This is a genomic window from Paenibacillus sp. J22P59, assembly GCF_059383895.1.
The window spans coordinates 560592-586443 of the sequence record NZ_JBXENX010000001.1; the positions used below are offsets into that span (position 1 = coordinate 560592).

The 25852-nt window shown below is 43.6% G+C and carries 24 protein-coding genes; 4 read left to right on the plus strand and 20 right to left on the minus strand.

Annotation, left to right across the window (positions count from 1 at the left end):
* Positions 1-21: 21 nt before the first annotated feature.
* From AC50YO_RS02465 to AC50YO_RS02490, 6 genes are all read right to left on the minus strand, one after another.
* Complete coding sequence (locus tag AC50YO_RS02465; RefSeq protein WP_494842765.1) at positions 22-1182, minus strand: efflux RND transporter periplasmic adaptor subunit; 1161 nt, start codon at positions 1180-1182, stop codon at positions 22-24.
* A gap of 42 nt (positions 1183-1224) precedes the next feature.
* The gene (locus AC50YO_RS02470) at positions 1225-2097 is read right to left on the minus strand and encodes a carbohydrate ABC transporter permease (protein ID WP_494843237.1); all 873 of its coding nucleotides are present in this window, start codon (positions 2095-2097) and stop codon (positions 1225-1227) included.
* Positions 2098-2110: 13 nt separating this feature from the next.
* Complete coding sequence (locus AC50YO_RS02475; protein WP_494842767.1) at positions 2111-2986, minus strand: carbohydrate ABC transporter permease; 876 nt, start codon at positions 2984-2986, stop codon at positions 2111-2113.
* Between the two features lie 194 nt (positions 2987-3180).
* The gene (locus AC50YO_RS02480) at positions 3181-5013 is read right to left on the minus strand and encodes a sensor histidine kinase (RefSeq protein WP_494842769.1); all 1833 of its coding nucleotides are present in this window, start codon (positions 5011-5013) and stop codon (positions 3181-3183) included.
* Positions 5010-5720 (minus strand): response regulator transcription factor, encoded by a 711-nt coding sequence (locus tag AC50YO_RS02485; protein ID WP_494842771.1) that lies wholly within the window; start codon positions 5718-5720, stop codon positions 5010-5012. The genes AC50YO_RS02480 and AC50YO_RS02485 overlap by 4 nt, the downstream gene beginning before the upstream one ends.
* Before the next feature lie 236 nt (positions 5721-5956).
* Entirely contained in the window at positions 5957-6181 is a 225-nt protein-coding gene (locus AC50YO_RS02490) for a hypothetical protein (protein WP_494842773.1), read from the minus strand.
* A gap of 261 nt (positions 6182-6442) precedes the next feature.
* On the opposite strand from AC50YO_RS02490, the gene msrA reads away from it, so the two are divergent.
* A complete protein-coding gene (gene msrA / locus AC50YO_RS02495; RefSeq protein WP_494843239.1) occupies positions 6443-6973 on the plus strand; it encodes a peptide-methionine (S)-S-oxide reductase MsrA in 531 nt (176 codons plus the stop codon).
* Positions 6974-7027: 54 nt separating this feature from the next.
* Here msrA and AC50YO_RS02500 read toward each other — a convergent pair whose 3' ends face one another.
* Positions 7028-8149, minus strand: coding sequence for an NAD(P)/FAD-dependent oxidoreductase (locus AC50YO_RS02500; protein WP_494842775.1), 1122 nt, complete (start codon positions 8147-8149; stop codon positions 7028-7030).
* A gap of 300 nt (positions 8150-8449) precedes the next feature.
* Between AC50YO_RS02500 and AC50YO_RS02505 the strand changes: the two genes are divergently transcribed.
* A complete protein-coding gene (locus AC50YO_RS02505; protein WP_494842777.1) occupies positions 8450-9226 on the plus strand; it encodes a hypothetical protein in 777 nt (258 codons plus the stop codon).
* Positions 9227-9277: 51 nt separating this feature from the next.
* Here AC50YO_RS02505 and AC50YO_RS02510 read toward each other — a convergent pair whose 3' ends face one another.
* Positions 9278-9793, minus strand: a complete 516-nt coding sequence (locus tag AC50YO_RS02510; protein WP_494842779.1) for a DinB family protein — start codon at positions 9791-9793, stop codon at positions 9278-9280.
* 225 nt (positions 9794-10018) lie between these two features.
* Entirely contained in the window at positions 10019-14494 is a 4476-nt protein-coding gene (locus AC50YO_RS02515; RefSeq protein ID WP_494842781.1) for an InlB B-repeat-containing protein, read from the minus strand.
* A 487-nt stretch (positions 14495-14981) separates the two neighbouring features.
* On the opposite strand from AC50YO_RS02515, the gene AC50YO_RS02520 reads away from it, so the two are divergent.
* A complete protein-coding gene (locus AC50YO_RS02520) occupies positions 14982-15641 on the plus strand; it encodes a FusB/FusC family EF-G-binding protein (RefSeq protein WP_494842783.1) in 660 nt (219 codons plus the stop codon).
* A 115-nt stretch (positions 15642-15756) separates the two neighbouring features.
* Here AC50YO_RS02520 and AC50YO_RS02525 read toward each other — a convergent pair whose 3' ends face one another.
* The 11 genes from AC50YO_RS02525 to AC50YO_RS02575 form a co-directional block, all read right to left on the minus strand.
* Positions 15757-16137, minus strand: a complete 381-nt coding sequence (locus AC50YO_RS02525) for a VOC family protein (RefSeq protein ID WP_494842785.1) — start codon at positions 16135-16137, stop codon at positions 15757-15759.
* Positions 16138-16161: 24 nt separating this feature from the next.
* A complete protein-coding gene (locus tag AC50YO_RS02530) occupies positions 16162-17361 on the minus strand; it encodes a stalk domain-containing protein (RefSeq protein WP_494842787.1) in 1200 nt (399 codons plus the stop codon).
* 183 nt (positions 17362-17544) lie between these two features.
* Positions 17545-18483, minus strand: coding sequence for an alpha/beta hydrolase (locus tag AC50YO_RS02535; protein WP_494842789.1), 939 nt, complete (start codon positions 18481-18483; stop codon positions 17545-17547).
* Between the two features lie 291 nt (positions 18484-18774).
* Positions 18775-20148, minus strand: a complete 1374-nt coding sequence (locus tag AC50YO_RS02540; protein ID WP_494842791.1) for an ATP-binding protein — start codon at positions 20146-20148, stop codon at positions 18775-18777.
* Complete coding sequence (locus AC50YO_RS02545; protein ID WP_494842793.1) at positions 20145-20819, minus strand: response regulator transcription factor; 675 nt, start codon at positions 20817-20819, stop codon at positions 20145-20147. The genes AC50YO_RS02540 and AC50YO_RS02545 overlap by 4 nt, the downstream gene beginning before the upstream one ends.
* Before the next feature lie 148 nt (positions 20820-20967).
* Positions 20968-21258: a hypothetical protein gene (locus AC50YO_RS02550; RefSeq protein ID WP_494842795.1), complete on the minus strand. Its 291-nt coding sequence runs from the start codon at positions 21256-21258 to the stop codon at positions 20968-20970.
* A 168-nt stretch (positions 21259-21426) separates the two neighbouring features.
* Positions 21427-22140 carry a class I SAM-dependent methyltransferase gene (locus AC50YO_RS02555; protein ID WP_494842797.1) on the minus strand — a complete coding sequence of 238 codons (714 nt, stop codon included), beginning with the start codon at positions 22138-22140 and terminating at the stop codon, positions 21427-21429.
* 48 nt (positions 22141-22188) lie between these two features.
* Positions 22189-23103: an NAD(P)/FAD-dependent oxidoreductase gene (locus tag AC50YO_RS02560; RefSeq protein ID WP_494842799.1), complete on the minus strand. Its 915-nt coding sequence runs from the start codon at positions 23101-23103 to the stop codon at positions 22189-22191.
* An 88-nt stretch (positions 23104-23191) separates the two neighbouring features.
* Complete coding sequence (locus AC50YO_RS02565) at positions 23192-23590, minus strand: RrF2 family transcriptional regulator (RefSeq protein ID WP_494842803.1); 399 nt, start codon at positions 23588-23590, stop codon at positions 23192-23194.
* Positions 23591-23657: 67 nt separating this feature from the next.
* A complete protein-coding gene (locus AC50YO_RS02570) occupies positions 23658-24326 on the minus strand; it encodes a phosphatase PAP2 family protein (RefSeq protein ID WP_494842806.1) in 669 nt (222 codons plus the stop codon).
* Between the two features lie 136 nt (positions 24327-24462).
* On the minus strand, positions 24463-25068 hold the full coding sequence (locus tag AC50YO_RS02575) for a pentapeptide repeat-containing protein (RefSeq protein ID WP_494842810.1): 606 nt from the start codon (positions 25066-25068) through the stop codon (positions 24463-24465).
* A gap of 251 nt (positions 25069-25319) precedes the next feature.
* On the opposite strand from AC50YO_RS02575, the gene AC50YO_RS02580 reads away from it, so the two are divergent.
* Positions 25320-25841: a GNAT family N-acetyltransferase gene (locus tag AC50YO_RS02580; RefSeq protein WP_494842812.1), complete on the plus strand. Its 522-nt coding sequence runs from the start codon at positions 25320-25322 to the stop codon at positions 25839-25841.
* Positions 25842-25852 lie beyond the last annotated feature (11 nt).

Genomic DNA, 25852 nt, shown 5'->3' on the forward strand with positions numbered 1-25852 from the left:
TCGTAGGGGTTGAAATTTCGATTATCTCTTTCTTACTCTACTGCCATCTTGAAGCGGCTCACTGCTCTCCGTTATGATTAACTGTCCGGGATAAGCTCCCTTAAGGACAACGGCATCATATTCATTGGAATCGCCCACTTCTATGGATACCTCACTAGCATGATAAGTATTGCCAAGCGGCCCCTTCCTTTCTTCCAATACATAAATGGATTGATTGACGCCCTCACCATGAATGGCTGAACGCGGCAGCAGTACTCCATTGTCGTTAGTGGAAGATTTACTCAAATTTATACTTGCTTGTTCTCCGCCTTGTAAACCTGAGCTTTGTACGGCTATTCGCACTTCTTTTTGAGCTAGTGGCTTTGAGAACTTGTTCTCACCCCCATCACCTGCACCCCCTAGGGGATCAACCGCCGCTAGTACATTTTTAATTTCAGTAACTCGACCTTCGATCATCTGTGTTTTGTTATTGATTCGGACCTCAACCTTCATTTTGTCTCCAAGCTCTACTTGGTCAACGATCGACGACGGAATCTGTACAGCGAATTGATAACCCAGACTTGAATTAGAAAGGAGCACATCATGACCGGCACTCCCAGAAGGCAGGCCTTCTACAGCTGATACCTTGGAGATGACACCATCGAATGGAGCTGTAACTTGACGAAGGCGGCCTAAGTCTTCCTGTAAATTTCGAATTTTTCTCTCTTGCATACTTATATCCAGACGTGCAGCCTCAATCTGTCGTTTTGTGTTGCGAATCATCCTATCATCATTGCTTTGTACGGCTTCGGTATAACTTTCCTGTAATTCTTCCATCCTTAGCTTCTGCTGGGATAGATGAACCTGCTCATCTTGAATAGCATTTTCAGCTTCTCGACTTTCGTATTTGATGAGAGTTTGGCCCTTCCTGACTTGATCCCCCTCCTTTACATGGACCTCCTTTACAACCCATCCAGCACTATTGGATAGATCCACTTGGCTAATCGGTTGCAATGCACCGCTGCCACTATAACTTTGAACAAGCGGATCTGATCGTCCCTCTTCTACCCGAACCGTAGGCAGATTCATGGTAAGAATCGTATTGCTATATAGAGTAAGAATGAGTAGTAACGCAATAAAGACAATAAATATAAACTTGATCGTTCGCTTTTGGCTACCTTTAGCATGCTCTACATCACGCACTTCGATTTGATCCCTCTCTTTCTTTACTGCGGGATATTAAGGCTAACCCTTGATACCAGATAGCTGAACACCTTCAATAAAATAGGACTCTGCATATAAAAACAAAAGCAGCATTGGAGTCATATAAAGCACAGATGCGGCAAAAGCGATTCCGCGCGATTCCTCTTGAATTCGTGACAGGTATAGGGACAGCGGCTGCTTGAATGCATCCTCTAAAAAGATCAGCGGCTGTTCTACCATATTCCAATAATCCACGAAGAGGAGAATCACTAGCGCTGCTAGTCCTGGTTTTATTAAAGGAACAATAATTCGATAAAAGATTCGCATATGTCCAGCACCATCCATGATGGCAGCTTCTACATAAGAATAAGGAATGGACAGCATGAACTGTCGGAGCATAAATACACCGAACGCAGCAAAAACGCCCGGTAAGACGATCGCACTTGCATGGTTTAATAGCCCCATCTTGTCTGCAATAATATAGTTGGGAACTAGTGTTACTTGAAATGGCATGAGCATCACGATTACGTAAATAAGGAATAGCGAATCTCGTCCTCGAAACCGCAGCATTGCAAACGCATAAGCAGCCAGCGAACTAACCACAACTTGCCCAATGATCATGGAAACAACCAAAAATACAGAGTTCCAAAACATATTCAAATAGGTTGGAGTCTCTAGCAGAACTTTCCCGAATTGTATAAAAGATACCCAGTCGGGAATCAGCTTGAAAGTCACAAAAGAATCCTGTTCTCCTGATGATTTGTCTGCCATCTGACCAATAAGCTCGTAATTGTCTGCAATCTCTTGCTCTGTCATCAGTGAATTCGTAATCGTGAATACAACAGGGAAAATCATAATGGCCGCGAGAATCAGCAAGATGAACGATAAGCCATATTTAGATAAGGATTGTTTCATAATCATCCCTTTCTCATTCCATGAATCGCCTGAATTGACGATCTAAAGCAAACATTCCAAGAACGATAACCAGTATGAAAGCCACCATTAATGTAGCAGCAGCGGTCAGCTTCTGGACATCAAGCGAAAAAAACATATTGTTCATGTAGTGCTGCATCATATAGATACTGTCATGCGGATAGTCTCCTGCAATGAGATATGTTTCTCGGAAAATTTTGAATGAATTGATAATGGACATAAGCACGACAAAAAAGAGCGTAGGTGTTAAATAAACGAATGTAATAGTAGTTAATTTACGGAATGCTCCTGCCCCTTCTAAATCCGCTGTTTCGTAATAGTCCCTTGGAATGCTCTGTAGTCCTGCTAGGAACAAAATGATATTGTAGCCGATATTTTTCCACAGATAGGCTGTGGAGAGCACACCTCTTGCCCATTCTGATTTCATCCAGTCGATTCGCTCGTGGCCCAGGCTAAGCAGCCAACCGTTAACGGCTCCATTCCAATCAAAGAGAATTTGCCAGATCATTACGATTGAAGCAACAGGCACAACCAGCGGCAGAACATAAGCGGTTCTAAGCCATTTGCGCAAAAAAACATTCTGATTCAATAGCAGGGCGAGCAGCAAGGATACGACAAGGATCAAAGGTACACTCACACCTGTGAACAGCATCGTATTCGCTGATGCTTTGCGAAAGGAATCGCTGGACAGCAGTTCTTTATAATTAGTAAAACCGACGAAGGAGCCATTTATTGTACTATCCGTAAATGAGTAAAACACGCCTATAGCGAATGGAATGAGATAAAAAACAGCAAAACCAATCAGGCTCGGTGCAAGAAAGCCTATCGCTATGATACTTTGCTTCCGTAATACCTTCGGATACTTCATCATTGTCCTTTCCTTGGTAGAGGTGTACTTACCACCGCCTGCCTGTTTTATTAGCATCTATGTCATAGGCTTAATAAGAGTCTACACAGCTTGAATAAAGAAGAAATGAACTTGAAATCAAGATGAAATGAAGTTTGTGCAGAAAAAAACCACCTTCCAAGACGCGGAAATCCCGCCATGAAAAGTGGTTGTTACGTCTACATTTTTTTGTTCAGGTAAAAGAAAAATAAAACCCCGTCTTGCGTATTCGTTACGCCATATTGTACGCCATGTAATTGTAAAATATTTTTCGAGATGGCTAGCCCGAGTCCTGTTCCTCCCTGTGAGCGTTGGCGTGCAGCATCTCCACGATAGAAACGTTCCCACACTTTGTCTAGCTGTTCATTAGCAATTTGTGTCCCTTTATTTTCTACAGAAATCTTGACTCTCTCTTGCTCTTCAATAGCGGAAATGAAAATATGGGCATGCTCGGGAGAATAATGAATCGCATTGGTCACAAAGTTGGTCATGACTTGTTCGATTCGGTGCGGATTAGCGATTACTTCGACGACATCCAGCTCAGTATGCACATGAAGCTTATTCCTGCTGAACTCCAGCGATAGTTTCTCACAAATATCCTCAATAAGCTTATCGATGCTGAACATATCCATCTTCATTTTATAGGTGCCAGATTCAAATTTAGCAAGCTCAAGCATATCCACAATCAAGAGATCCATTCTATCGACCTCTTTGTCCATCGCCTCGAAGTAATGATCTTTCTTATGAGTGGCAACGCCATCCTTCAGAATCGCAATACAGCTTTTCATCACACTAAGTGGTGTTTTTAGCTCATGGGATACCCCAGATATAAATTCTTTTCTTGTATTCTCCAATTGTTTTTCTTTCTCAATGTCCTGCTGCAGCTGTTCGATATAGGAATGCAGAGTGTGGGAAAGGAAATTGATGCTTTGTGACAAGTCGCCTATCTCATCATTAGATCTAATGGAAATCGTTTCTGAAAAATCCAAGCTTGCGATCCGCTTCGTCGTCTGATTGATTTGCAGCAAAGGCCTAGCTATCTTTCTTGAGTAATACAAAGCAGCGAGTATGATCAGAAGCATCACGAAAGCAATCATGTAGATATAATAATCTTTAAGCATCTGCACCGCTTCATCTACAGGTTGAAGTGAGGCCATAGAAAAAAGAAAGCTGCTCGCCCCTTTATGATCTTTCATAGGCTCAATGAACAATTTGTACTTCACATCGTTTTGCGTAAAATCAATAATTTGCGATGTCGTATAGCTATTGCTTGCCTCATCGAATAATAAATTTGCTTGAAATTGTTGGATTCTATCCATGAACAGGCTATTCGTATAAGTAAGGCTAGAGGCTTCATTCCCGTTCGGCAGTTGGACTCTAGTAATCGTTCCGTTCAGTTCAATGTTAGGGTATTCAAACGGCTCTTGAAGATCTTTCGTATCTGAAAACTTGAATTTTAAAATGAGCTCGTCTATCTTTGAACTTAGTTTCTCATTTGTCCAAACTGTATTGCCTTGCTCCAGTTGAACGCGAAATGGGATGAACGCTGAATTTTTTTTAAATAAAGAAACACGAATGCTCGCTTTGGAGTCCAGCAGGAATTTCTCCTGATCTTGACTTGTATTCAAAACCTCATCAATATTCACTATGTTATAAAGAGGAATAGTCATGGTTGTATTGGATAACTCATTATTATATTTAGAGGGGCCTACTTTCATTTCCAAATAAAAATCATTCGCATCTTTCAAATTCCCATGTTTATCTAACGCAGTAATCCAAGTATTATTGTGCTGATAAAAGTCCTGCTCCAGCTTCTGAATGGCAAGCTCATTCCCGGCGCTGTTTACGTAATTCTTCTTGAATTCTTGAATATTGGCTTGAATATCACTAACTTTTCTATTGGCGTAGTACTGCTTGAAAAATATGGTTTGCCCTAAATAAATTACTGCTAATATCAATAAACATAACGTCGTTGTTAATGTAAACAGCTTCCATACAATACTGGTTCTCATGGATTCCCCTCGAATTTATAGCCCGTTCTGACGATAGTTGTGATCAGTTTGGATTTCTCACCCAGCTTACTTCTTATATTACGGATATGGGTGTTCACAGTACGATCATCCCCCTCATACTCATACCCCCAAATTTTCAAGATGAGCTGTTCTCTCGTAATGACAAGGCCGCTGTTTTGCATAAGATACGATAAGATTTGGAACTCGGTATAAGTCAGGTATATATTTACTCCATCTACGGTTAGCGTCCGAGAAGGTAGATGAATGCGAACCCCATTCATTGCAAATGTGTCTGTATCATCATTTGTATGGGACAATCTAGTAAAGGCCTGCCCTTCTTCTCGATATCTGCTGTCCAGAAGCCGTTTGGCTCTAGCCAATAATACGGGAGGACTATAAGGCTTTGTCACATAATCATCAGCACCTAGCTCAAAGCCGAGCAACGTATCATCTTCGTCTACTCTCGCTGTTAACATAATAATCGGAACATTGGAGTTCTTCCGTATTCGTCTACAAACGGACCATCCATCCAGCTCTGGGAGCATAATATCAAGAATAATTAAATGAACTTCATGCTCCTGAAATAAAGTTAAGGCCCTTTTCCCATCTGCTGCTTCTAATACTTCATAGCCTTCGTTCAGAACATAGTCTTTTATAATTTCGCGTAAAATGTCTTCGTCTTCTACGATTAGAATGGTTCTTTTCATATCAGTTGGACTCCCTTTCTATCGATAAACCATAATGGACAGATAAACACACTTTAAGATTTATTTATAACAAACTTAGATAAAGATAATGTGAAGATTCTGGATTAATTTAGGAGTGCCTTCAAACAGTTCTTGTAATTCTAACTTTCCCATTATTAACCTTCATATGCTGAGTGACTTAAGAAAAAGGCAACCATGAGTGCGGCTGCCTTTACTACATGTTTATTCAGCTGTTATTATACATTCTTCGTTTTCTCTATGCCGAGTGTGGTTAAGCGATACAGGCCGAGAACAACTGGATTAGCCTGTGCTAATCCTTTAAGCATAAGATCTTTGAGTGACTGATTTACGTCTGAAATATTCAATGAATCTTGAGGGAATTGGTCAGCAATCTGCGATGATGTCTGCCATTCTGTAGTTAATGCTAATAATATGGATTGCTGAAGTGTAGTCAAGTCCATGCTTTTTTCCTCCTGTTTCCACCATGTTATTGCCTGTGAAAGGGGATTCTTTCAACGATAATACGAACCTGAGGCTTTATAGTTCCGTTTTCTAGGTAATGGCCCGGTCATCAATCGAGCAGCGTTGTAGACTGGGAACGTTTAGATGAGCTGTCAAACGGATTACGGTACGAATAAATGGCAGTGTAGACTTGTTGAATAGAAGTCATTATAATAAATGGTTATACAACCTACTGTTGATCAATCATCATGAAAAGAGGAATGCAAGTGATACAAAAAGCAACGTTTGCCGGTGGCTGCTTCTGGTGCATGGTAACGCCATTTGAAGAACAACCAGGAATTCACGGTATTGTGTCCGGCTATATGGGTGGTACTGTAGAGAACCCTACCTATGAACAAGTGCTGACAGGAGAAACAGGACATTTGGAAGTGGTTCAAATTACTTTTGATTCAGCAATCTTCCCTTATGAAAAGTTACTGGAACTGTATTGGCCGCAAATTGATCCTACCGATGCTACCGGACAAGGGAATGATCGTAAAAGCCAGTATCGTGCTGCAATTTTATACCATAATGAAGAACAACGTTTGCTTGCCATCAAATCTAGAGAAGAACTCGGACAAAGTGGCCGGTTTGATAAGCCTATCGTTACTGGGATCGAGGAAGCGTCTGTATTTTACCCTGCGGAAGAATATCATCAGAATTATCATCGCAAAAACCCTGAGTTCTATAAAGAATCACGGGTATACTCTGGCCGAGATGCCATCATTGAAAAATATTGGAGTAACAAATAGAACAGCTACAAGGCGCCCCATTCATGGAGCGCCTTTGTTATTTCACACTTGAATCTAGCTGATAGCTTTACGAATATCATAAGCGGCTAGATCAATATCTAATTCCTTGCCTAGTGCAAGCTTAGCTAACTGAACTCCTATATAAGGGCCCATCGTCAATCCAGATGCCCCCAGCCCGTTAACCGCAAGAAGCCCTTCCCAATCAGGAATAGCTCCTATGACTGGAAGAAAATCTGCCGTAAAAGGACGAAAGCCCACTCTTACTTCTTGAAATGTGCTATCTGATAGATCAGGCGCGAATGCAAGGCATTTGCTTAAAATTTCATTCATTCCGCCAGGCGTGACTCTTGTATCGTAGCCTTCAATATTATTCTCATGAGTCGCTCCTACCACGATTCTCTGCTGGTCAAAAGCTAGTAAATATTGATCAGAAGGCGGCATAATGACCGGCCAGCTGCCCGTATCTTGTTTATTGTCTGGTAGCTGCAGATGCATGATTTGTGCTTTCTGATAACTTACCTTAAAGTCTATGCCTAAAGGCTGCAGCAATGGTCCCGCCCATGCACCTGCACATACGATAACTAGGTCAGCCGGGTAGTGATCATCCCCGACCATAACGCCCGTTACACGGTTGGATTGAAATTCAAGCTTTGCATCCCCGTTTATCAGCTTGGCTCCGTTCCTTTGTGCAGCCCGCAGCAAAGCATTGCGCAAAGCCCTGCCATCTACACGGGCAGCCCCGCTAATATGAGCGGAAGAATATCCTTCCATTAGCAATGGGAAAAGCTCTCGAGTTCTATCCTCATCAAGCCGAGTAATTTCACCGATTTCTGGGGCTTCTTCTTTCCGCTTATAAGCTCTCTCTTCTATTTTATCAATCTTCTCTGGATCCATATGTATATTAAGAGCCCCTACCCTCGCATAGCCGGTTTCGATTTCCCCTTCACGTTCCAGCTCTTCAATTAGAATAGGATAATAACGCGCCCCCGCTTTCGCAAGCTGATACCAACCCTTATTGCGGCGCTGCGACAGCCATGGGCAAATAATTCCTGCAGCGGCATCCGTAGCCTGTCCTTCATCTTTCCGATCTATGATAAGGACCTCTGCCCCCTGCTTAACCAATTCGTATGCGGTTGAAGATCCGGCAATTCCTGCTCCTATAACAATTACTTTCATACTTATATTACTCCTTTCTGTAACCACTTCTCTTGCTATTATAGCGAGATTTCTAGCAAATAGAAAAGAAGAGCACATGCTCCCCATTGGAAGCCGGGAGTATATGTTCACGCTACAACAGGAGTAGCGTGATTTAGCAATCAACCCTTCAAAATTAGGCAATTAGTTCACATGCAGAACACTTCGTCTATTCATAAGATGAAGGAGAATCTGAGGGGGTGTTGAAAGCTGGATTATTCATCTGGTATTGGAACATCTGTTGAAATAAGCAGCAAAAGAGTGAATAAACATTCAACTTGTTTGATAAAGAAAAAAACAAAAAAGAAAACATGCAAAAAAATATGCGTTGTTCCACTCGACAAACGTAGAAAAAAAGCGAAACGCGGCGCTCGAGGACATAGTGGTGAGACAAGGGTAATAAACCATGCTAATGCCGCTGGTCTGGAAGGAGCTATCGGTGCTGCGGGTGCTACTGGGGCTGCGGGTGCCGTGGGAGCTATCGGTCCTACGGGGGCTGATGGAGCTGCGGGGGCAACAGGGGCTACGGGTGCCAATGGCGCTACTGGCGCTACGGGTGCCAATGGAGTTACAGGAGCTACAGGTGCTGCTGGACCCGCTGGGGCTACGGGCGCGACAGGGGTTACTGGACCACCAGCAACAATAGCATATGGCGGTCTGTACAGTGAGGTTGCCCAGCTCATTACAATTGCTGCGGGTGCCACAGAAATCGTTGCACTAGACGATACGATGGTAAGTGAAAATGTTACGCTGGGAACGAACAGCATTATAATTAATGTGGCAGGAAATTATAAGGTAGAGTTTATGGTGCTTCTACAATCAACGTCTGATAATTTTGGCTTGGTTGCCGGAGTTCAAAACAATGGAGCCTTATCACTTCCATCATTGATTTTAGCTACCGTATTAACCAATGACTTTGAGCTGTTGACAATCAGCTCTATCGTTACATTAGCTGCAGCTGATGTTTTGAATTTAGTGGTATCAACCGCAACGGGTGGAAGTGTATTCTTTGGCCCAGGGGTAAACGCGAATTTAAGTCTAGTGAGATTAGGCGGCTAATCGTAGTTTGTTAAAGAAGGCGGCATCTACAGCCGCCTTACCATTTCCCACTTATTCATGATACCACCTTCTCAGTTGGTTAATTTGAGCCTGATGGTAACGACTATGGTCAGCCATATGCCATAGACCCCAGCGTATCGTAGCTTGTTTCTCGTTGTCATGTCCGAATGTGACAATTTTAGCTAAGTCCTCATCTGTCAATCGTATGCAAGTATCTTGCAACATTTTTACGACACCATTATATTGGGACATAAGTGTGTTCAACGACTCTCCTTTAACCATTGGAAGCCGATTATTTGCATCAATCATAGGGCCATATCGCTCTTTCAAATCATGTGGCAGCGGTTGTTCTTGTACTCTATATACCCAGTTTAGATCCATATACATAATATGTCTTATTAATTGAGCAGTACTATTAAAGCTGTTATTTAGCCCCTTGTAATCTACTTCATCCTGCGACATGCCTTCCGTAATAAATTGTAATCGTTCACTATTTTCCTTCACAGCGGAATATAATAGTCCGACCATAGGTGACATATTAGGTTCACCTTTCAAATCGTACAGCATCCTATATCCTCCTCCCTTGCCCCTCCTATTACGTTCCTATAATGTTTTTCCCAGTTGTAAAACCCTATTTGTATTATAAAATTTTGTAAACAAAAGATCAGCCTCTATTTCACCTAAAGCTACAAATACATAAAAAAAACAGGAGCTTCGATTATCTCGGCTCCTGTTTTTTTGCGATTAGCAAAATTACATCAGAATAAAGCAGTTAGATTTATAGGATTAATTCTAGATCAGCTCGGACTTAATAAGCAGCCGCTGAACCATAACTGTAATTTCCGCACGGGATATATCAGCCTTCGGTGCAAGCTTCGTTGCATTTTGTCCTGTTACAATGCCCGCTTGTAAGCATGCTGCAATGAAAGGCTTTGCCCACGGAGAAACGCTGTCCCTGTCCACAAAATTGGCAAACAACGCTTCAGTGTGACCTTCTTGAAGCTCTGGAAGAAGGTCAGTGAGCTTCATTGCTTTGGCCATTATTGACATTGCCTGCTCACGCGTTAGCTTATCATGGGGACGGAAACTTCCATCCTCATACCCATCAATAAGCTGATATGAAGCAGCGGTCTGAACAACCTCAGCATACCAGGAGGAGACTTGGACATCGGAGAAGCGACTTAAGCCTCCCTCATGTTTAAGCCCGAGTGCCCGAACGATAATCGCTGTGAACTCCGCACGCGTAATGCTTTTGTTCGGATAGAATAATCCATTGCCTGCTCCGCCTAGAATTAGGCGTGAGCCCATATCATGGATGGCATCCTTCGCCCAATGCTGCTCTGAATCTGGGAACGTTACTGTTTTGCTGACTACCGCATACAGGCTGTTGGTCCTGCTGTTCAATACGGCGTAACGCTTGCCATCTTTCTCCAGCAGCTTAGTCGGAACTGGACGCACAGATCCGTTCGGCTCTATAACAATGCCTGTCAAGGTAGAATCGGATTCTTTTCCACTAGGAATGACAATCATCCGTTCCACGTAGCCGTCAAAAGTCGTAAGGTGATTGGTCTTTCCGTTGTAAGATGCCGTCACTGAGAAATTAGTAGGCGGTATCACGAGATTCAGCTGTTCGTTGTCTGCAGCTTTTTGCGTCAGAGAAACCATTGCAGCCGTCGCTTTGCTTATTTCTACGTTTATTAAGATAGCCTGCTTGTTCACGTTGAATGGCTCCAGCAAAGCTTCGGAATGGATTAGCTTTGTTGGAAGCAAATATACGGCATCCTTCGTTTCCATTCGAAGGATTACTTGCTTCTGTATTAACAGCTGCAGCAGCTCCGCAGAAAACTCTCCAATTGCAATATCTGTTCCGGAATTTACCGGGAGGGTCAGTGTCACCTGTTTGCCTTCAGCGGCAAGCAATGCCTTCAGTTTATTCTCATCTAAAGTAAGCTTGGTCACACTTTGTCCTTCATGCTGAGAGCTTTGATAAGCACCTATAGAATAAGGCTTGCCATCCAGAAGAACATCCGCATTAGCAGATCCAGGAATACTAGAACCGCCCCCATTGCCAGTTCCGTTATTGATAGGTGCAAAAGAGGCAATGACGCTGAGAGCACTGCTCATTTTACGATCCGTTCTTGTCGCTTCTCTACTTCCGTCGCTCCAACCTGTGAATTCATAGCCTGCCTCCGGCACAGCCTTCACTTCAGTGCCATCCATCCCATGCAGTACCGTTTGGCTTGTCTCGCCAATCAGTTTACCATGCTCATTTGCTTTGTATTGCAGCATATAACTATTACGCTCGAAATTGGCTGTGACGCTCAAATTTGCAGCAATTCCTTTGTCTGTCCGGGAAGCAGTTGCAACGCCGTCACTCCAATTCGCAAAATGGTAGCCTGCCTCCGGTATCGCTGTTACTTCTGTGCCAGCAGCGCCGAGTTCTACGGTCTGCGTGATCGTTCCATCTATACTGCCGCCCGCTCCTGCCATATAATTAAGCGCAAATGTGTCGCGAGCAAAGGATGCCGTTACGTTCAGGTCTCTCGCTACTTGGCTGTCTGTCCGACTGGCCGTCGTCACACCGTCGCTCCAACTAACGAAGTGATAGTCTGTATCGGCGACGGCTGTAATCTCTGTCCCACTGGAGCCGTGCAGAACGGTCTGTGAAAGATCACCCGTCACGCTGCCATTCGGACCTGCTTGGTAAGAAAGCGTATATTCATTAATTGCAAAATTAGCTGTAACGCTTAGATTTGCCTTAATGTTTAGATCTGTCCGGGAAGCAGTTGCAACGCCGTCACTCCAATTCACGAAATGATAACCGGTATTAGGAACAGCCGTAATAGATGAACCGTCTGAGCCATGATTGACCTGTTGCGTTGACAGCCCTACTAAGCTCCCTTCCGGACCTGCCTTATACGTAAGTGCATATTGGTTAATGGAGAACATTGCCATTGCCGTAATGTTGCCCGTTACCCCTACATCCGTTCGGATGGCTGTCTGCACATTATCCGACCACTTATCAAAATGATAGCCTGCAACTGCTGTTGCGGTTACCGTTGATGCGTCTGAGCCATGCAGAACGGTTTGCTGCAACAATCCAGTCACGCTGCCGTTCGGTCCAGCCGTATAAGCAAGCGAGTATTTATTAAGGGCAAAGCTTGCTGTTGCAGATAGGTTGCCTGTCACCTTAGTCGCTTGGCGGGAGGCTGTCGTTATACCGTCACTCCAACCTACAAAATGATAGCCTGAGTCTGCCACTGCTGTAACTATCGTTCCGTCCAGTCCATGGCGAACGGTCTGAAGCAGGCTCCCATCAATGCTTCCCCCTGTTCCAGCCGAATAAGCCAATGTATATTCCTTAAGGGCAAACAGAGCCGTGACACTTGCGCTTGCCAATACGTTAAGATCCGTACGGGAAGGCGTCGCAATCCCATCGCTCCAACCGACGAAGCGGTAACCCGTATCCGGAACTGCCGTCACTTCAGCTGCATTGGTCCCATGCGTAATCTTCTGAGAAGCTTGACCAATCAGACTTCCGCCGTCCTCCGCAGTATAGGTCAGCATATATTCATTAATAGCGAAGCTAGCTGCAAAGCTTTGATTCGCTCTTACGCTTCTTTCCAATCGTTCTGGTGTTGTCATACCATCGTCCCAGCGTACGAAATGATACCCTATATTCGGTACTGCGGTTACTTCAGCACCGTCTAATCCAGCATTTATACTCTGTACAGCTTGCCCGCTAATCGTCCCGCCTGTGCCTGCCGAATAATTCAGCGTATAGGCATCCATAGCGAACACAGCGGTTACGCTCAAGCTGCCTTTTACATTGGTGTCGGTACGACTGGCACTCATTAGACCATCGCTCCAACCGACAAAATGGTAGTCTTGATCAGCTACTGCCGTTACAGCTGTTCCATCTCCGCCATGCTCCACCGATTGCGCAGCTTGACCACTCAACTTGCCGTTGGCTCCCGATGCGTATGTGAGATTATAGACATTAATGGCAAAATTGGCCGTTGCGCTCACATCGCCCATGATGTTGCTGTCCGTGCGTGTCGCGCTGGTTTGACCATCGCTCCAATTAACGAAGTGGTAGCCCGTATTCGGCACTGCTGTTACGGAGGTACCACTGCCGCCAGGCGAGACACCTTGCAGGGCATGACCGTTAATCGTCCCGTTCGCACTCGCGGTATATGCAAGCTTATACTGCGCCATAAGAATGGTCCCGCTCGATCCGAGTGCCATAAACGTGCCGTTAGCATAGGCTGCTCCATATAAGCTGGCCGTTGTATCAATGGCACGCTTCTGCCAATTCTGGCCGTCTGCTGAGCTGAGCAGCATACCATTGTTTCCCACGATTACAAACAGTCCATCACCATACACGACGCTGTTGAATATTCCGCTCGCAGGTGGGGTGCTGACTGTCCAATTCGTTCCATCTGAAGAGGTAACGATCTTGCCTCCGCTGCCTACTGCGACGAATTGGCCGCCTCCATATGTAATGCCTCTAAGCGTAGATGTGACGCCTGTGAATTGCGGTGACCAATTAACCCCGTCCGTTGAAGTCACTATCGCTCCTCCGCTGCCTACTGCCGCATAGAGGCCGCCGCCAAATGCAACCGCATTCAGTGAGCCGCTTCCTGCTGGCCCTTGCGGAGACCATGTCCATCCATCCGTCGATCTCAAAATCGCCTGTGTCTGGTTAAAATTAATATCATGGCTTGCACCTACTGCAATGTAGCCCGCATCTCCATTGGTTATCCCATATAACGTCATGCCTGACTCATTAGGAGGAATGATCGTCTGCCAATTGATGCCATCCGCTGATTTCATGATTTTCCCGTGATAGCTTTGTTGACCGTAGAATAGTTCCTGAGAATAGCCTACCCCTATGAAGCCGGCTGGTCCATAGATCAGGCTTCTGATCTCATGATTAACGCCAGTGGATCGGATCGCCCACTCTGCGCCTGTCATTGAAGTGCGGTACAGGCTGCCGGCATGCATATCTCCGTTATTGCCTGTATAGGGCATTGGAGGAGTACCGACAGCAATAAAATTCCCATTCCCATAGGCTGCCGCGCGAAAGGCATCCATCGCATCTGTGGAAGCCGACTGCTTTGCAACCCAAGACAATCCCTCGAGCGCATCTGCTCTCGTCTCCGCATAAGCCTTGCCTAGTCCTATACCCGCTGTAGGCAGCAGGTTTGCCGCTAGGACAAACACGAGTAGTAGCGCTGTTATTCTGTTTACTCTAAGATGACTCATACACGCCCTCCGACTCTCTTTTTTCAACGATGCTTCTTCTAAGCTGCGTTGCTAATGAAAAACTGCTTACTCATAGTAACACAATTGAAACTATTGGCAATAGAAAAGTTAACAGAGTCCTCTCCAGTCGTACAATAGTCAAAGAACCAGCTCATGCGGTTCTTTGACTATTATAGTGAAATGACTTTCATCTGATTGACACTTTCAGCATTAGTAGAAAAGCCTGTAATAAGGACATAGCTATCCTGCTTATTATAATATTGCTATCCTTGATTCTTCTATTTTATAATGAAATTAACCAAGGGGGGTCGGTAGAGATGGCAAATCAATTTGCCGGGATGAGCAACAACTCATGCAAAGCCTGATTTAGGGGCGATACTTTGCGTGGGGCTGGACGGTTCATTTAATCTTTCGCCCAATATCGTTTCTAAGAATGAGCTTTGCACCTTATTGAAGTTTTTGATTATAAAATAAGGGGCTGAAAAGCATGAATCATACATTTATTAGAAACCATCAATATAATTTAATTAAGAAGCAAGCAAGCTTGCTGCAGCGTACCTGCAGTACAGTATCGAATCAGACAGTATTACAATCTGTTCGCGACGAAGTTCAAGTTAAAGTGTTAGAGGCTTGTCCGCTCGCCAATGAACAGCAGCAGCAATCTCTCAAGGCGATAGCCCAGATTAACACAGCCAATGATCTTCAACCTTACCTAAATTCATTGGAGCCCTATCTGGAGGAATTCCCGCAAATAACGGATAGCCAATTGAAGAAGCTGTATCCCAAAATTAAAAAGCTGAAGATGCCAAATTTGGCGGCGCTTGATTACCGCTATGTTACCTATCTCGGTTGGACGGATATCGCTGCGAACAAAACGTTTCTAGTCTATCGTCTGAACAACCAGTTTGTCGGAATAGAGGGGAAATTTACACCTTCACATAAGAAAGGCGTATGCTTCCTATGTAATCGGCATGAAGAGGTGTCCCTATTCACGGCGATTGTAAAATCAAAGCCAGCGAATGCTTCCCCTGATTACTATAAGGCAATCGGCAACTATATGTGCGTGAACAGCGAAGCCTGCAATCACAATATAACGGATGTTGCTGCACTGGAGAAATTTTTCCGAGATGTCCTGGGAAAATCATAATTAGATAAAAAAACACTGCCGAATGATTCGTGATTCGGCAGTGTTTTTTTATCTCTATGTTGTCTGTTAAATTAAGGATTTAAATTTCGTGATCGCGAACTCCCGCTTTAGTTATTCAAAGTATTTCATGATACAACTCAATTAATGTGCCTGCCGGGTCTCTAAAGTTGGCGGATCGTATTCCATATGGCGTCGAGGTCGGCTCTACCAAGAAATGGACTTTATCTTTTAAGGCGTGAAAAGCGCTATCAACATCATCCACTTTGAATACAATGACCACTTGATCGTTAGAAGCATCGTTTGCTGCATACGAACCATTGATTGAAATCGCCATATTCTCTCGGTTATAGAGGGCTAGTATCGTATCTCCTGTCTTAAAATCAGCATATTTGCCATCCTCTGTTCCCCACACTGGTTCAAACCCCATTACATCCCTATAAAAAATAAAACATTCCTTAAAACAATCAACAAGTAGTCGAGTATGTGTCAACTCCATATTCCTAGCCTCCTAAGTTTGTTCCTATTCATTGGTCGCACCAAGCTTCTTCAGCTCATCAATAACAGTCTGAGATCTGTCCTTGGATATGGCATATTGTAAAAGAGTTTTGCCTGATACTTCATAATATAAATTGTTGTACAAACCATTAAAGTCCATCCCACCCTCTTTAAAAAGGCGCAGCATCTCTATGACATAATCATCATCCTCTTTGTCCAATACACCAAGAGCATCCTCTCTCGCCCCCAATTGAATAGCCGTCTTGATCGTCTCCGGATAAGTGCTTTGATGTCCGCCATAATAGCCAATTAACCAGCCAAGTAATGTGTTTTTATGCTTGTCGATATGATTTAAATCCGCTTTATAGCTGCTTAAAAGGCTGAGCATTTTAGCACGCTCAGTGTCTGTGCCAAAGCCTACTGATATAATTTCAGTAACAGCCGTATCCGCGTAATTATTTTTCGGATTAGATGGAACATTCGGATCCGCACCTTTTTTCAGCAGAGCTTCGGCAAGCTTGTACTGATTATTACCTACCGCGTACCGGAGAGGCGTGTATCCACTGAATCGGTTTTTATATTTAACATCCGCTCCATATTGAATCAATAAGAGAGCGATTTCTTCATAACGCGACGTTTTCTTGTAATAATCCTCAAAAGTCGCATATAGGAGCAATGAATCATTTTCAATTAATAAATTTGAATTAGCTCCTTTTTTCAGCAGTAACTCTACGTTCTCCGTGTCAATCTCTTGTACAGAGGTCACTAACGCTTGGTTAATTGCCGTAAGGGGGGTCGTTTGTTGAATGCTAATGACGCGGGTACCATCATTCCAATAAACTTTCGCACCGCTAGACTCCCCTACGAAACGCAAAGGGATATAGGTTATTCCTTCTTTGGTGAATACCGCCTCACTCAGCGTATATTCAACATTATTTACATATGCTTTTTTACTTCCGATCACCAAGTTAATTTTTGTTTTAGAGCTCGTTCCGCTTACTTTACGCTGATTCGCATCATACGTAACCTTCAATCCCATCGCTTCAAACAGATCACGGAAAGGAACGAAAGTGGATCCATTAATAATCAAAGGAGGGCTTTTAAAGGCAATGCTTTTTCCATCAAGAAATACGACTACGGGGGCCTGACCTGCGCTATACGCAGGAGTCAAACAAAATTGCCAGCAAATCGCCGCCAGTAGTACCAGTTGTAACGTTTTCTTCATATAGACCTCCATCACTCCACAAATTAGATAAGACCCATAGTTCATAACATGCATAAAGCTAATCTTATCCATTAAATAATATAGTAAAAGGGAAAATTTTCATATAAAAAAAACCCGCCCATAGGACGGATTCGATCTCACTTCTATTCTATGCACAATAGAGGAAGCAGTTTTTCATTCCGCTTATTTTACCTCTGCCATAAACAGCTTCAGATTTTCTACGATTTCTTTTGATTTGGTATGATGTAGATAATGTCCGCCTTCAAGCTTCATCACCTTTCCATGCACAGAATCTTTGACTTGTCCTTCATGCAGCGGAATCCATTCTTTAATATCTGAATTATTCGCCTGTATAAAGAATATAAGCGGAAGGTCTTTAGGGAATGACAACGGCTCTGCTGCTTTAAAATTCGAATAGAAATGCTCCATTTCATTCATGGTAGTGGAATTATACAAATTTTTAAGAGTAATCATCCTTATTTGTTCTTTTGTTTCATCAGCAAATGGCAGTCCATCATAGGGGTCACTAGTAAATTTCAAGACCAACCTACCGAAACCTGATTTGCTGATCAGCTTGAACGTACCGATTGGAAATTCAACATCCATCCCGCCTTGTGTGGGTACACTGCTATCGATCCCGACGAATGCACTAACTTCATCTTCATATTTGTGTACATACTCTAGCCCATAAATGCCAGCAATTGAATGACCCATTAGAATGTATTTGTCTATATTGAGATTCTGCAAGGCTTCATGAATTTCACTTGCAATATTTTCATTCGTTCGATCCTTGTCCGTCCCATCACTTAATCCATAACCAAAAGGCTCAACTACGACTACTTTGTAAAAGGGTGACAGCTCGTCTACCAGCGGTTTGAAATCCAGTGCTGGCGCCGCAGTGCCATAGCCAGGCAGCAGCACAACGGTTTCCTCTCCTTGCCCTTGAATCATCACATTCATCTTTTTCCCATCCACAGGTACTAGCTGGCCATAAGGCTCTATTCTTGCCTGCTCTGATTTGCTGCTGATTTTATTCACTATGAAAACAATGGCAATAAAAACGATAAGGATTATAACAATAGCAATTATGGTTTTAAGTAAAATCCGAAGTGCTTTTTTCATCCTTCATTCCCCCAGGATACAGTGACATCTGAGCCTCTTTGTCTATCTGCTGTCGTGCCTAACCTCTTATTCATAATCTCTCGAGTCTTCACTTACATCTTCTCCTATCGTTATCTCTATGTGGGCTGCCTTAATGGGCCGCTAAGAAAATCTTATATGACGAAGATGTACTCTCAATGACGACAATATGAACGGAGCATGAACAAGCCCAAAAAATGCTGCGCATCTTGGGCAAGAAAGCTTGCACATGATCACGCAGCATCATAAATAAGGGAACAACGTTCAAAACAATTAGATTGAATCTGTCGGCATTGTGATTGGTAAAGTAACGATGAAGGTGGTTCCTCGATCCAGCTCGCTTTCCACTCTGACGTCGCCTTGATGAAGGGTGACGATCTGTTTGACGATAGCCAGTCCCATTCCGCTGCCGTCATATTTGCGGCTATGGGAACGGTCTGCCTTAAAAAACCGCTCAAATATACGCTTTTGATCCTCTTCAGATATACCAATGCCTGCATCAGCAATTCGGACAGTCACGTTTTTGTTATCTTGCTTAAGGCTGACGTTAATTATGCCGCCATCCTTGGAAAATTTGATGCTATTGCCAAGTAAATTGGTCCATACCTGATTGAGCTGATCATGATCAGCGGTTAACATAACCGTCTTCAAATTGAGCTCGAAACGGATATTTTTAGCTGACCATTGCGGCTGGATAGCGACGATTACCCGCCTTATCTGTTCATCAAGACTGAGCGGCACCAACCGCAGCTGTTGGGATTGCGATTCAAGCAAGCTCAGCTTGAGCAGGCTGTCACTCATCTTGGACATTCGCCTTGCTTCAGCGATAATAATATCGAGATAACGGCTTCGCTCCTGATCAGCTATGTTAGCTTGCTTGAGCGCCATCGCATATCCGGATATCGAAGTGAGCGGCGATTGCACTTCATGCGACACGTTCGTTACGAATTCCCTGCGCATCTGTTCGAGCTGCTGCAGATCATGCATCATTTCCTCGAAGCTGCGAGCGAGCGTACCTAACTCCCCTGTTTGCTTAATATTTAGCTCAACATTGAAGTCCCCAGCTGCTATACGCCTGGTTGCATCCGTCAGCTTTTTGATCGGTCTGATCAAGAATACGGAAGCAGCCAGAATAAATAGGCTTCCCGTTATCAAGGAATAGATTAAAAAATTGATAACCCATTTGATCGCGAAAGAAGTGGCAGGATTCGTAATTTGCTCGACAAACAACGCTTTTGTTCCCGATTCGGTTGTCAACGGCAGCCCTAAGAGAGCAACAGCAACACGACTCGTACTGACCTGAATAACCTCGCCATCCAGAACCTTCCTGACTTGCTCATTCGCAATGGCAGCAGGCTTTTGCCCATTAAGTGTTCCGAAGGACTGGAACTGCCCCTCTGCTTCATATATCCGAATATGAAAGGAATTCAGCTGCTGCATTCCACTAATGAACGCTTCTGCTTCACTAGAAGGAAACGCATCGTACATTCTAATAATATCCTCGCCAAAGAAACGTAAATTAATTTGCGAATTCTCGCTTAATTTATCTTCAAATACCCAAGTGGCCACGAAAAAGGCAATGATCGTTCCTCCGATTACAGAGACTAGAAAGATAAGGACAACGCGTGTATATAAGGATTTAATCATTCATAGACCTCAAGCCGATAGCCAAGCCCACGAACGGTTTCAATGCGAAAATCAGGTGTAGTCGCGAACCGTTCACGCAAGCGTTTTATATGTACATCTATCGTTCGATCGTCACCTGCGTAATCGATTCCCCAGATTTGATCAATTAACTGCTCACGTGTATAGACTTGTCCGGGCGTTCCAGCGAGCTTATATAGCAATTCAAATTCCTTGAGCGGCAGTGTAAGCGACTCTGTTCCCCTCATCACCTTATAAGTCTGCCGATCAAGAATGACATTTCCGAAGCGAATCGTCTGCGTAGAACCAATTCGATATCGTTTCAACAGGGCTCTAACCCGGGCCGTCAGCTCCAATGGATCGAAAGGCTTCGTCAAATAATCATCCGTTCCAAGCTCGAAGCCTTTCACCTTCTCCCAGGTTTCCCCTCTTGCCGTCAGCATAAGCAACGGAAGATCAGGATTAGCTTTTCGGAGCTCCTTACATAATGCCCAGCCATCCATAATGGGCATCATAATATCAAGCACGACAAGATCGACTTGCTGCGAAGCATACACAGTCAATGCTTCCCTGCCGTCCACAGCTTCAACTGTTGTGAATCCATCGTTACGTAGAAATAAACAGACAAGTTCGCGAATGTTCGCATCGTCGTCAGCAACCAGTATAGTAGGCATTCGTTCCCTCTTTTCTTGTTGTCTATCCTAGTCATTATACTATAGCTTCTTGTCGATTAAACAATCGTCATCCTAATTTACTGGTGATATAGAAACAAGACTGCCATTACGGGCAGTCTTGTCTAAACGTATATTCATGTGACAACGATTATCTTTTCGAACGTTTTTTAGCAGATACTGCAGCATGCTTTCTGCGCTTAACGCTAGACACCATCACGTTCTTTTCTGTATGCGTGTAATAATGCTTATAGACAGGACAGCAATGATGCTGCTTAACCGTTTCAATATTTTGAACAACATTTACAAGCTGAGGATGGAAGTAGTTCTCGAATTGCGTAATTGGAGGATCATAGATCGTCTGCGTTGGACAATCGGGACAAAACTCATTTGCCCCAGCCACGTTGTTTTCATTGCCTACGTTATAATAATTGCGCTTCACAGTAATTATCTCCTTCCAGTTTTAGAATACATCCTATTGTATTCGCAAAGAAGCAATACGACCTGTACTCTTGACCTGAAAGGCGCTAGCCTTTAAGAATGCTGGGGACTGTATAACGAGAGATTTGCCCGTTAATCCTATGTCTTGTCGGCAAATAACTATACGGAATCAAGGCAATTTCCTCATTTTCGCATGGCACATCCATCCTGCCATAATGCCAGTAGAATAAAATCGAGTGATATTCGTAAAGCCGGCTTCTGCCAATAACTGTTCGATTTGATTCTCAGGGAGGAATGAAATTTTCATAATACCTTTGCCTACCATTTCATCCACCTTGGATTTCTCGGTGCCAGCATCTAGCCAAAAGCTTCCCCATACCTTTAATCTGTATTGAAGCTCAGCATTATGGGGGTCTCCGTACGCACTAGCCATTACGAATGGCGCTCCCGGTTTCATACTCGATTGAATAGATGTAAGCAGCTTCAACTTCTCTTGATAGTCTTCTATAAAGTGAAGAACTAATATACAACTCGCCGCGTCGAACTTCGACTCTGTAAGCGGCAGATCGTTAATTGTCCCTTGGACGACTCTGACACGACTGTCTAAGCCTAGTTGGCGTGTTTTATGCTTGGCCATATTCAGCATCTTTTCTGACGGATCTACCCCAGTAAATGACCAATTCGGATTAGAGGGTCCCCACGCCGAAAGCTCCTTTCCTCCACCCGCACCAACCACGAGCAAGGAAGCGTCTGTTTCACCCAATTGTGCCCGGAAATAAGATTGAACCATTGTAAAAAGCGTATCATATGTGGGAACTGAGATACGAGCATTGGTCTCATACATTAGAGCTGCTTTAGAATCTAATTCAAAGTTATCATTCATCAATAATTGCCTCCAACATTTGTTCAATCAAGCAGATGTAGTGCTGTTTTATTTGATCACAGAAGAATTCCAAGCCTCTTCATTCAATTCGCTGTTAATGCCTACAGCGGCGAGTGCACCCAAAGAAGCGGCTGTAACGGCTTGTTGAAATTTTGACGCGGCATCCCCTGCACTAAAAACACCTGGAACGTTAGTTTTGCCGAAAGGATCGACGATAAGCGTTCCTGCTTCCGTTAGCTGGCAGCCAAGTGCATGCGGCAATTCTGATCCTGTAGTAAGCTGCGGCCTGAAAAAAATACCGCTACATGCAATTATCGTACCGTCTTTTAGAACAACTTGCTGCACCATGCCATCATTAGAAACGATAGCATCGATCGGCGAGTCAAATACAGGAATATGATGCTGATCAAGCTCCTCACGCTGTGCATCCGTCATCTCATCAGGCCCATTAGTGCAAATTGTAAAACGATCAGTCCAGCCCGATATCGTCTTAGCCATGTGTAAAGCATCCGCTCCTTTGACAATGACGACAAGCGACTGATCTCTTAGTTCCCAGCCATCACAATAGGGACAGACGAAGGCGCTTTTACCATATACCTCTAATAATCCTTTAATATTTAGCGGAAGATCCTTCATTCCAATTGCAAAGAGTAGCTTTTTGCCTTCATAGATCTGTCCCTGTCCTGTTGTAATATGAAAATAACCATCGGTTCCTTCAATCGAGCTAGCCGTGTCCTCTACAAAGTTGACAGAGGGATAGGAGCTAATCTGTTCCTTCGCAATTCTCCTAAATTCGCTTGGGCTAATGCCATCTCTTGTAAGAAAGCCATGAGTCTCTTGCGTAACACGATTACGCGGGCGCCCTTCATCAATAACCAACACATTTTTTCTGGCTCTGCCTAGCACAAGAGCTGCGTTCAAGCCAGCTGGCCCTCCGCCAATAATGATACAATCATAGATCATCTTCATTCTCCTCTTCTATTTCCAATTTTCATTAGAGACATAATAGACTCATTATATCTCTAATAACTCCAAGAAAAAGGACGGAAACTTAATCCGCCTTCATTTGTTTCACCAAATCAACTATCTTCTTGTTCGCCAAATATTGCTCCATCTGTTGCTCAGCGTCAATCACAACCTGCTGGATGATACATTCACTACCGTGATCCAGACTGCATTCGAATATGGAAGCCGTTCCTTCTATCGCATGAATGATATCGAGAAAGGAAATATCATCCTGCTTCCGTCTAAGTCGATAGCCGCCATTCGCACCAGGTGCGGACTGAATCAATCCAGCCTTGACGAGCTTGGTCATCATCTTGGACAGATAAGTTTGGGAAACACCCAGCTTCTCAGCCAACATTTGAACGCCAACAGGCTTATCAGGTGGTGCTGTTGTCAGAAAGAGCATCGCATGAAGCGCATAGTCGGTCGCCTGAGAATATTTCATTGGGCACCTCCATTAACGACTCTATGAATCCATAATAGCTTTAATTGATTAAAAAGACAAGTCTTTATTAAAGAGACTCTGTTCCTCTGTAAAGTAACACCAGCCTTAATCCCATAAGACAAATGACAAGCCATACTCCCCCAGCCGCAAAACCGGCAATGACATCACTAGGGTAATGAACACCCAGATAGATCCGGCTTGTACCTATCATTAGAATAAGAATAATTGAGATCATAATCGTCATTAGCTTCGGTAATTTGGACACAAGGAACATATAGACCAGCATACCTAGCATCCCATAGAAAATAAATGAAACCATCGAATGCCCGCTGGGAAAGCTGTATCCCGTTGCCTCAATTAATCGATTTAAGGTTGGTCTTTCGCGCTGAAATATCCATTTCAACAATAGGTTAAAAACCGTCCCGCCACCAATCGCGATGACTAGAAATAAGCCTTCCCATCGTTTTTTCTGCCCAATCATTAATGTAACCGAAGCGATAAGCAGCACAATTAAGGCCGTTGTAGAGCCGAGGAATGTGAATACTTTCATAATGATTGTTACCTGTGGACTAATAAATCCTTGCACCCAATCTATCACGCTCTGATCAAATCGGATTAATTCATTTTCGGTTAATTCGTCCGCAAACTGCTGGAATATGAAAACAGAAAACAGTAGGATTAACACCGAGATCAGCAAATATCTTCTTGTTGGTAAATCTATTCGATTCGGTGTCATTTCATCTAAACTCCCTTATTCGCCATTTTCATCATTGTATCCAACCTATCCTCCTTTTAAAATTCATTATAGTCCAGACTAAAGTACTTGCTCCAAGTTGTTTCCTCCGTCTAACCATAAATTACTTACTGCCTTTCTAAACTATTTTGGCGCCATAAGAAAGCGAAAGCAAGACCGCTTGCTCTCTATCCATTCTCATACCTGTAACTGCGAAGGTTTTGAAGTCCACGCCATCCATTTTCGCCCCTGATACATTAGCGCCCTGCAGCTTGGCTTTTGCAAGCAAGGCCATAGTCAGGTCACTATTTCTCAGATCAGCTTTTTCTAGATTCGCACCGGAAAAGTCTGCTTCATAAAATTTAACCCCGCGCAAATCTTGTCGAACTAATTGGGTATTGCGCAAATTCGTATAGGACCAGTCACCTTCAGAAATAGTGATTCCATCCATAGTTGCACCAGAAAAATCCGAGCCCGTCATTTTACACATTTCAAACTTCGAGACAAAAAGATTCGCACCATTAAACGTACAATTCTCAAAAGCAGATTCTTTATGAATAGAGCCATTTAATAATGCCCCTCTGAAGTCGCATTCAATGAAACGGCAGCCGCTCGTTATAATCTCCTCAAGAGATCCGTTAGAAAAAGAACAGCGATCAAATGTACAGCTAATAAGCTCGCCATACCTCAAATCTTGACTTCCGAATTGTACACCTGCATAAGTTTGATTGCTATACTGAAACATGCGGTCCTCCCACCTACGGTTAGTAAATTTTAGAATAATCTAGCTTGCTCACAATTTGGGCAGCTTGAGATATCTTTTTACTATAGCATACAGGTGTCAAGTACCCGCTTGATCGCATTTAAAAGTCAAGTGCTTTATTTTACCGGATTCTATAATTAGACAAACCTTCCCTATAAAATAAAATTGCCACGATTTGCGCAGCAATTAATGAGATAATAGTGTTCTCACCCTAGATTGGAGGAACTTTATTTATGACAAGAAACACGAGTTTGGAAATCCGGCGTTTGGGACATATGGAGGTTCCAACGATAATGAAGCTTATGGTCGATGTCATCTCTCGAATCTCTGATCAGGATCTGTTTGCGATGGATGATGAAGAGTACTTATATGCGCATGTTCAAGAAAAAGGAGAAATATACGGTGCTTTTTTGAGCGGAGAACTTGTTGCTTATTCCCTGCTCGCTTTTCCTGGCTTAAGTGAAAATAACCTCGGAAGAGAATTTGGACTATCAGAGCAAGAGTTGGCTTACGTTGCAAGCTTGGATGCGACGGTCGTTCATGAATCCGTTCGCGGCCTCGGATTACAGCGACAGTTTCATGAGCTGCGTGAACAACGTGCCAGAGAGAACGGCTGTCGCTACCTTTATTCTACCGTTCATCCACAGAACCATGTAAGCATTAATAACTTAGAAAATAGAGGCTTCACTCTCCAATTCACTCGTCCGATGTACGGTGGAAAGCTCAGGCATTGTTATGCGAAAAAATGGCTCTGATTATCCAGCCA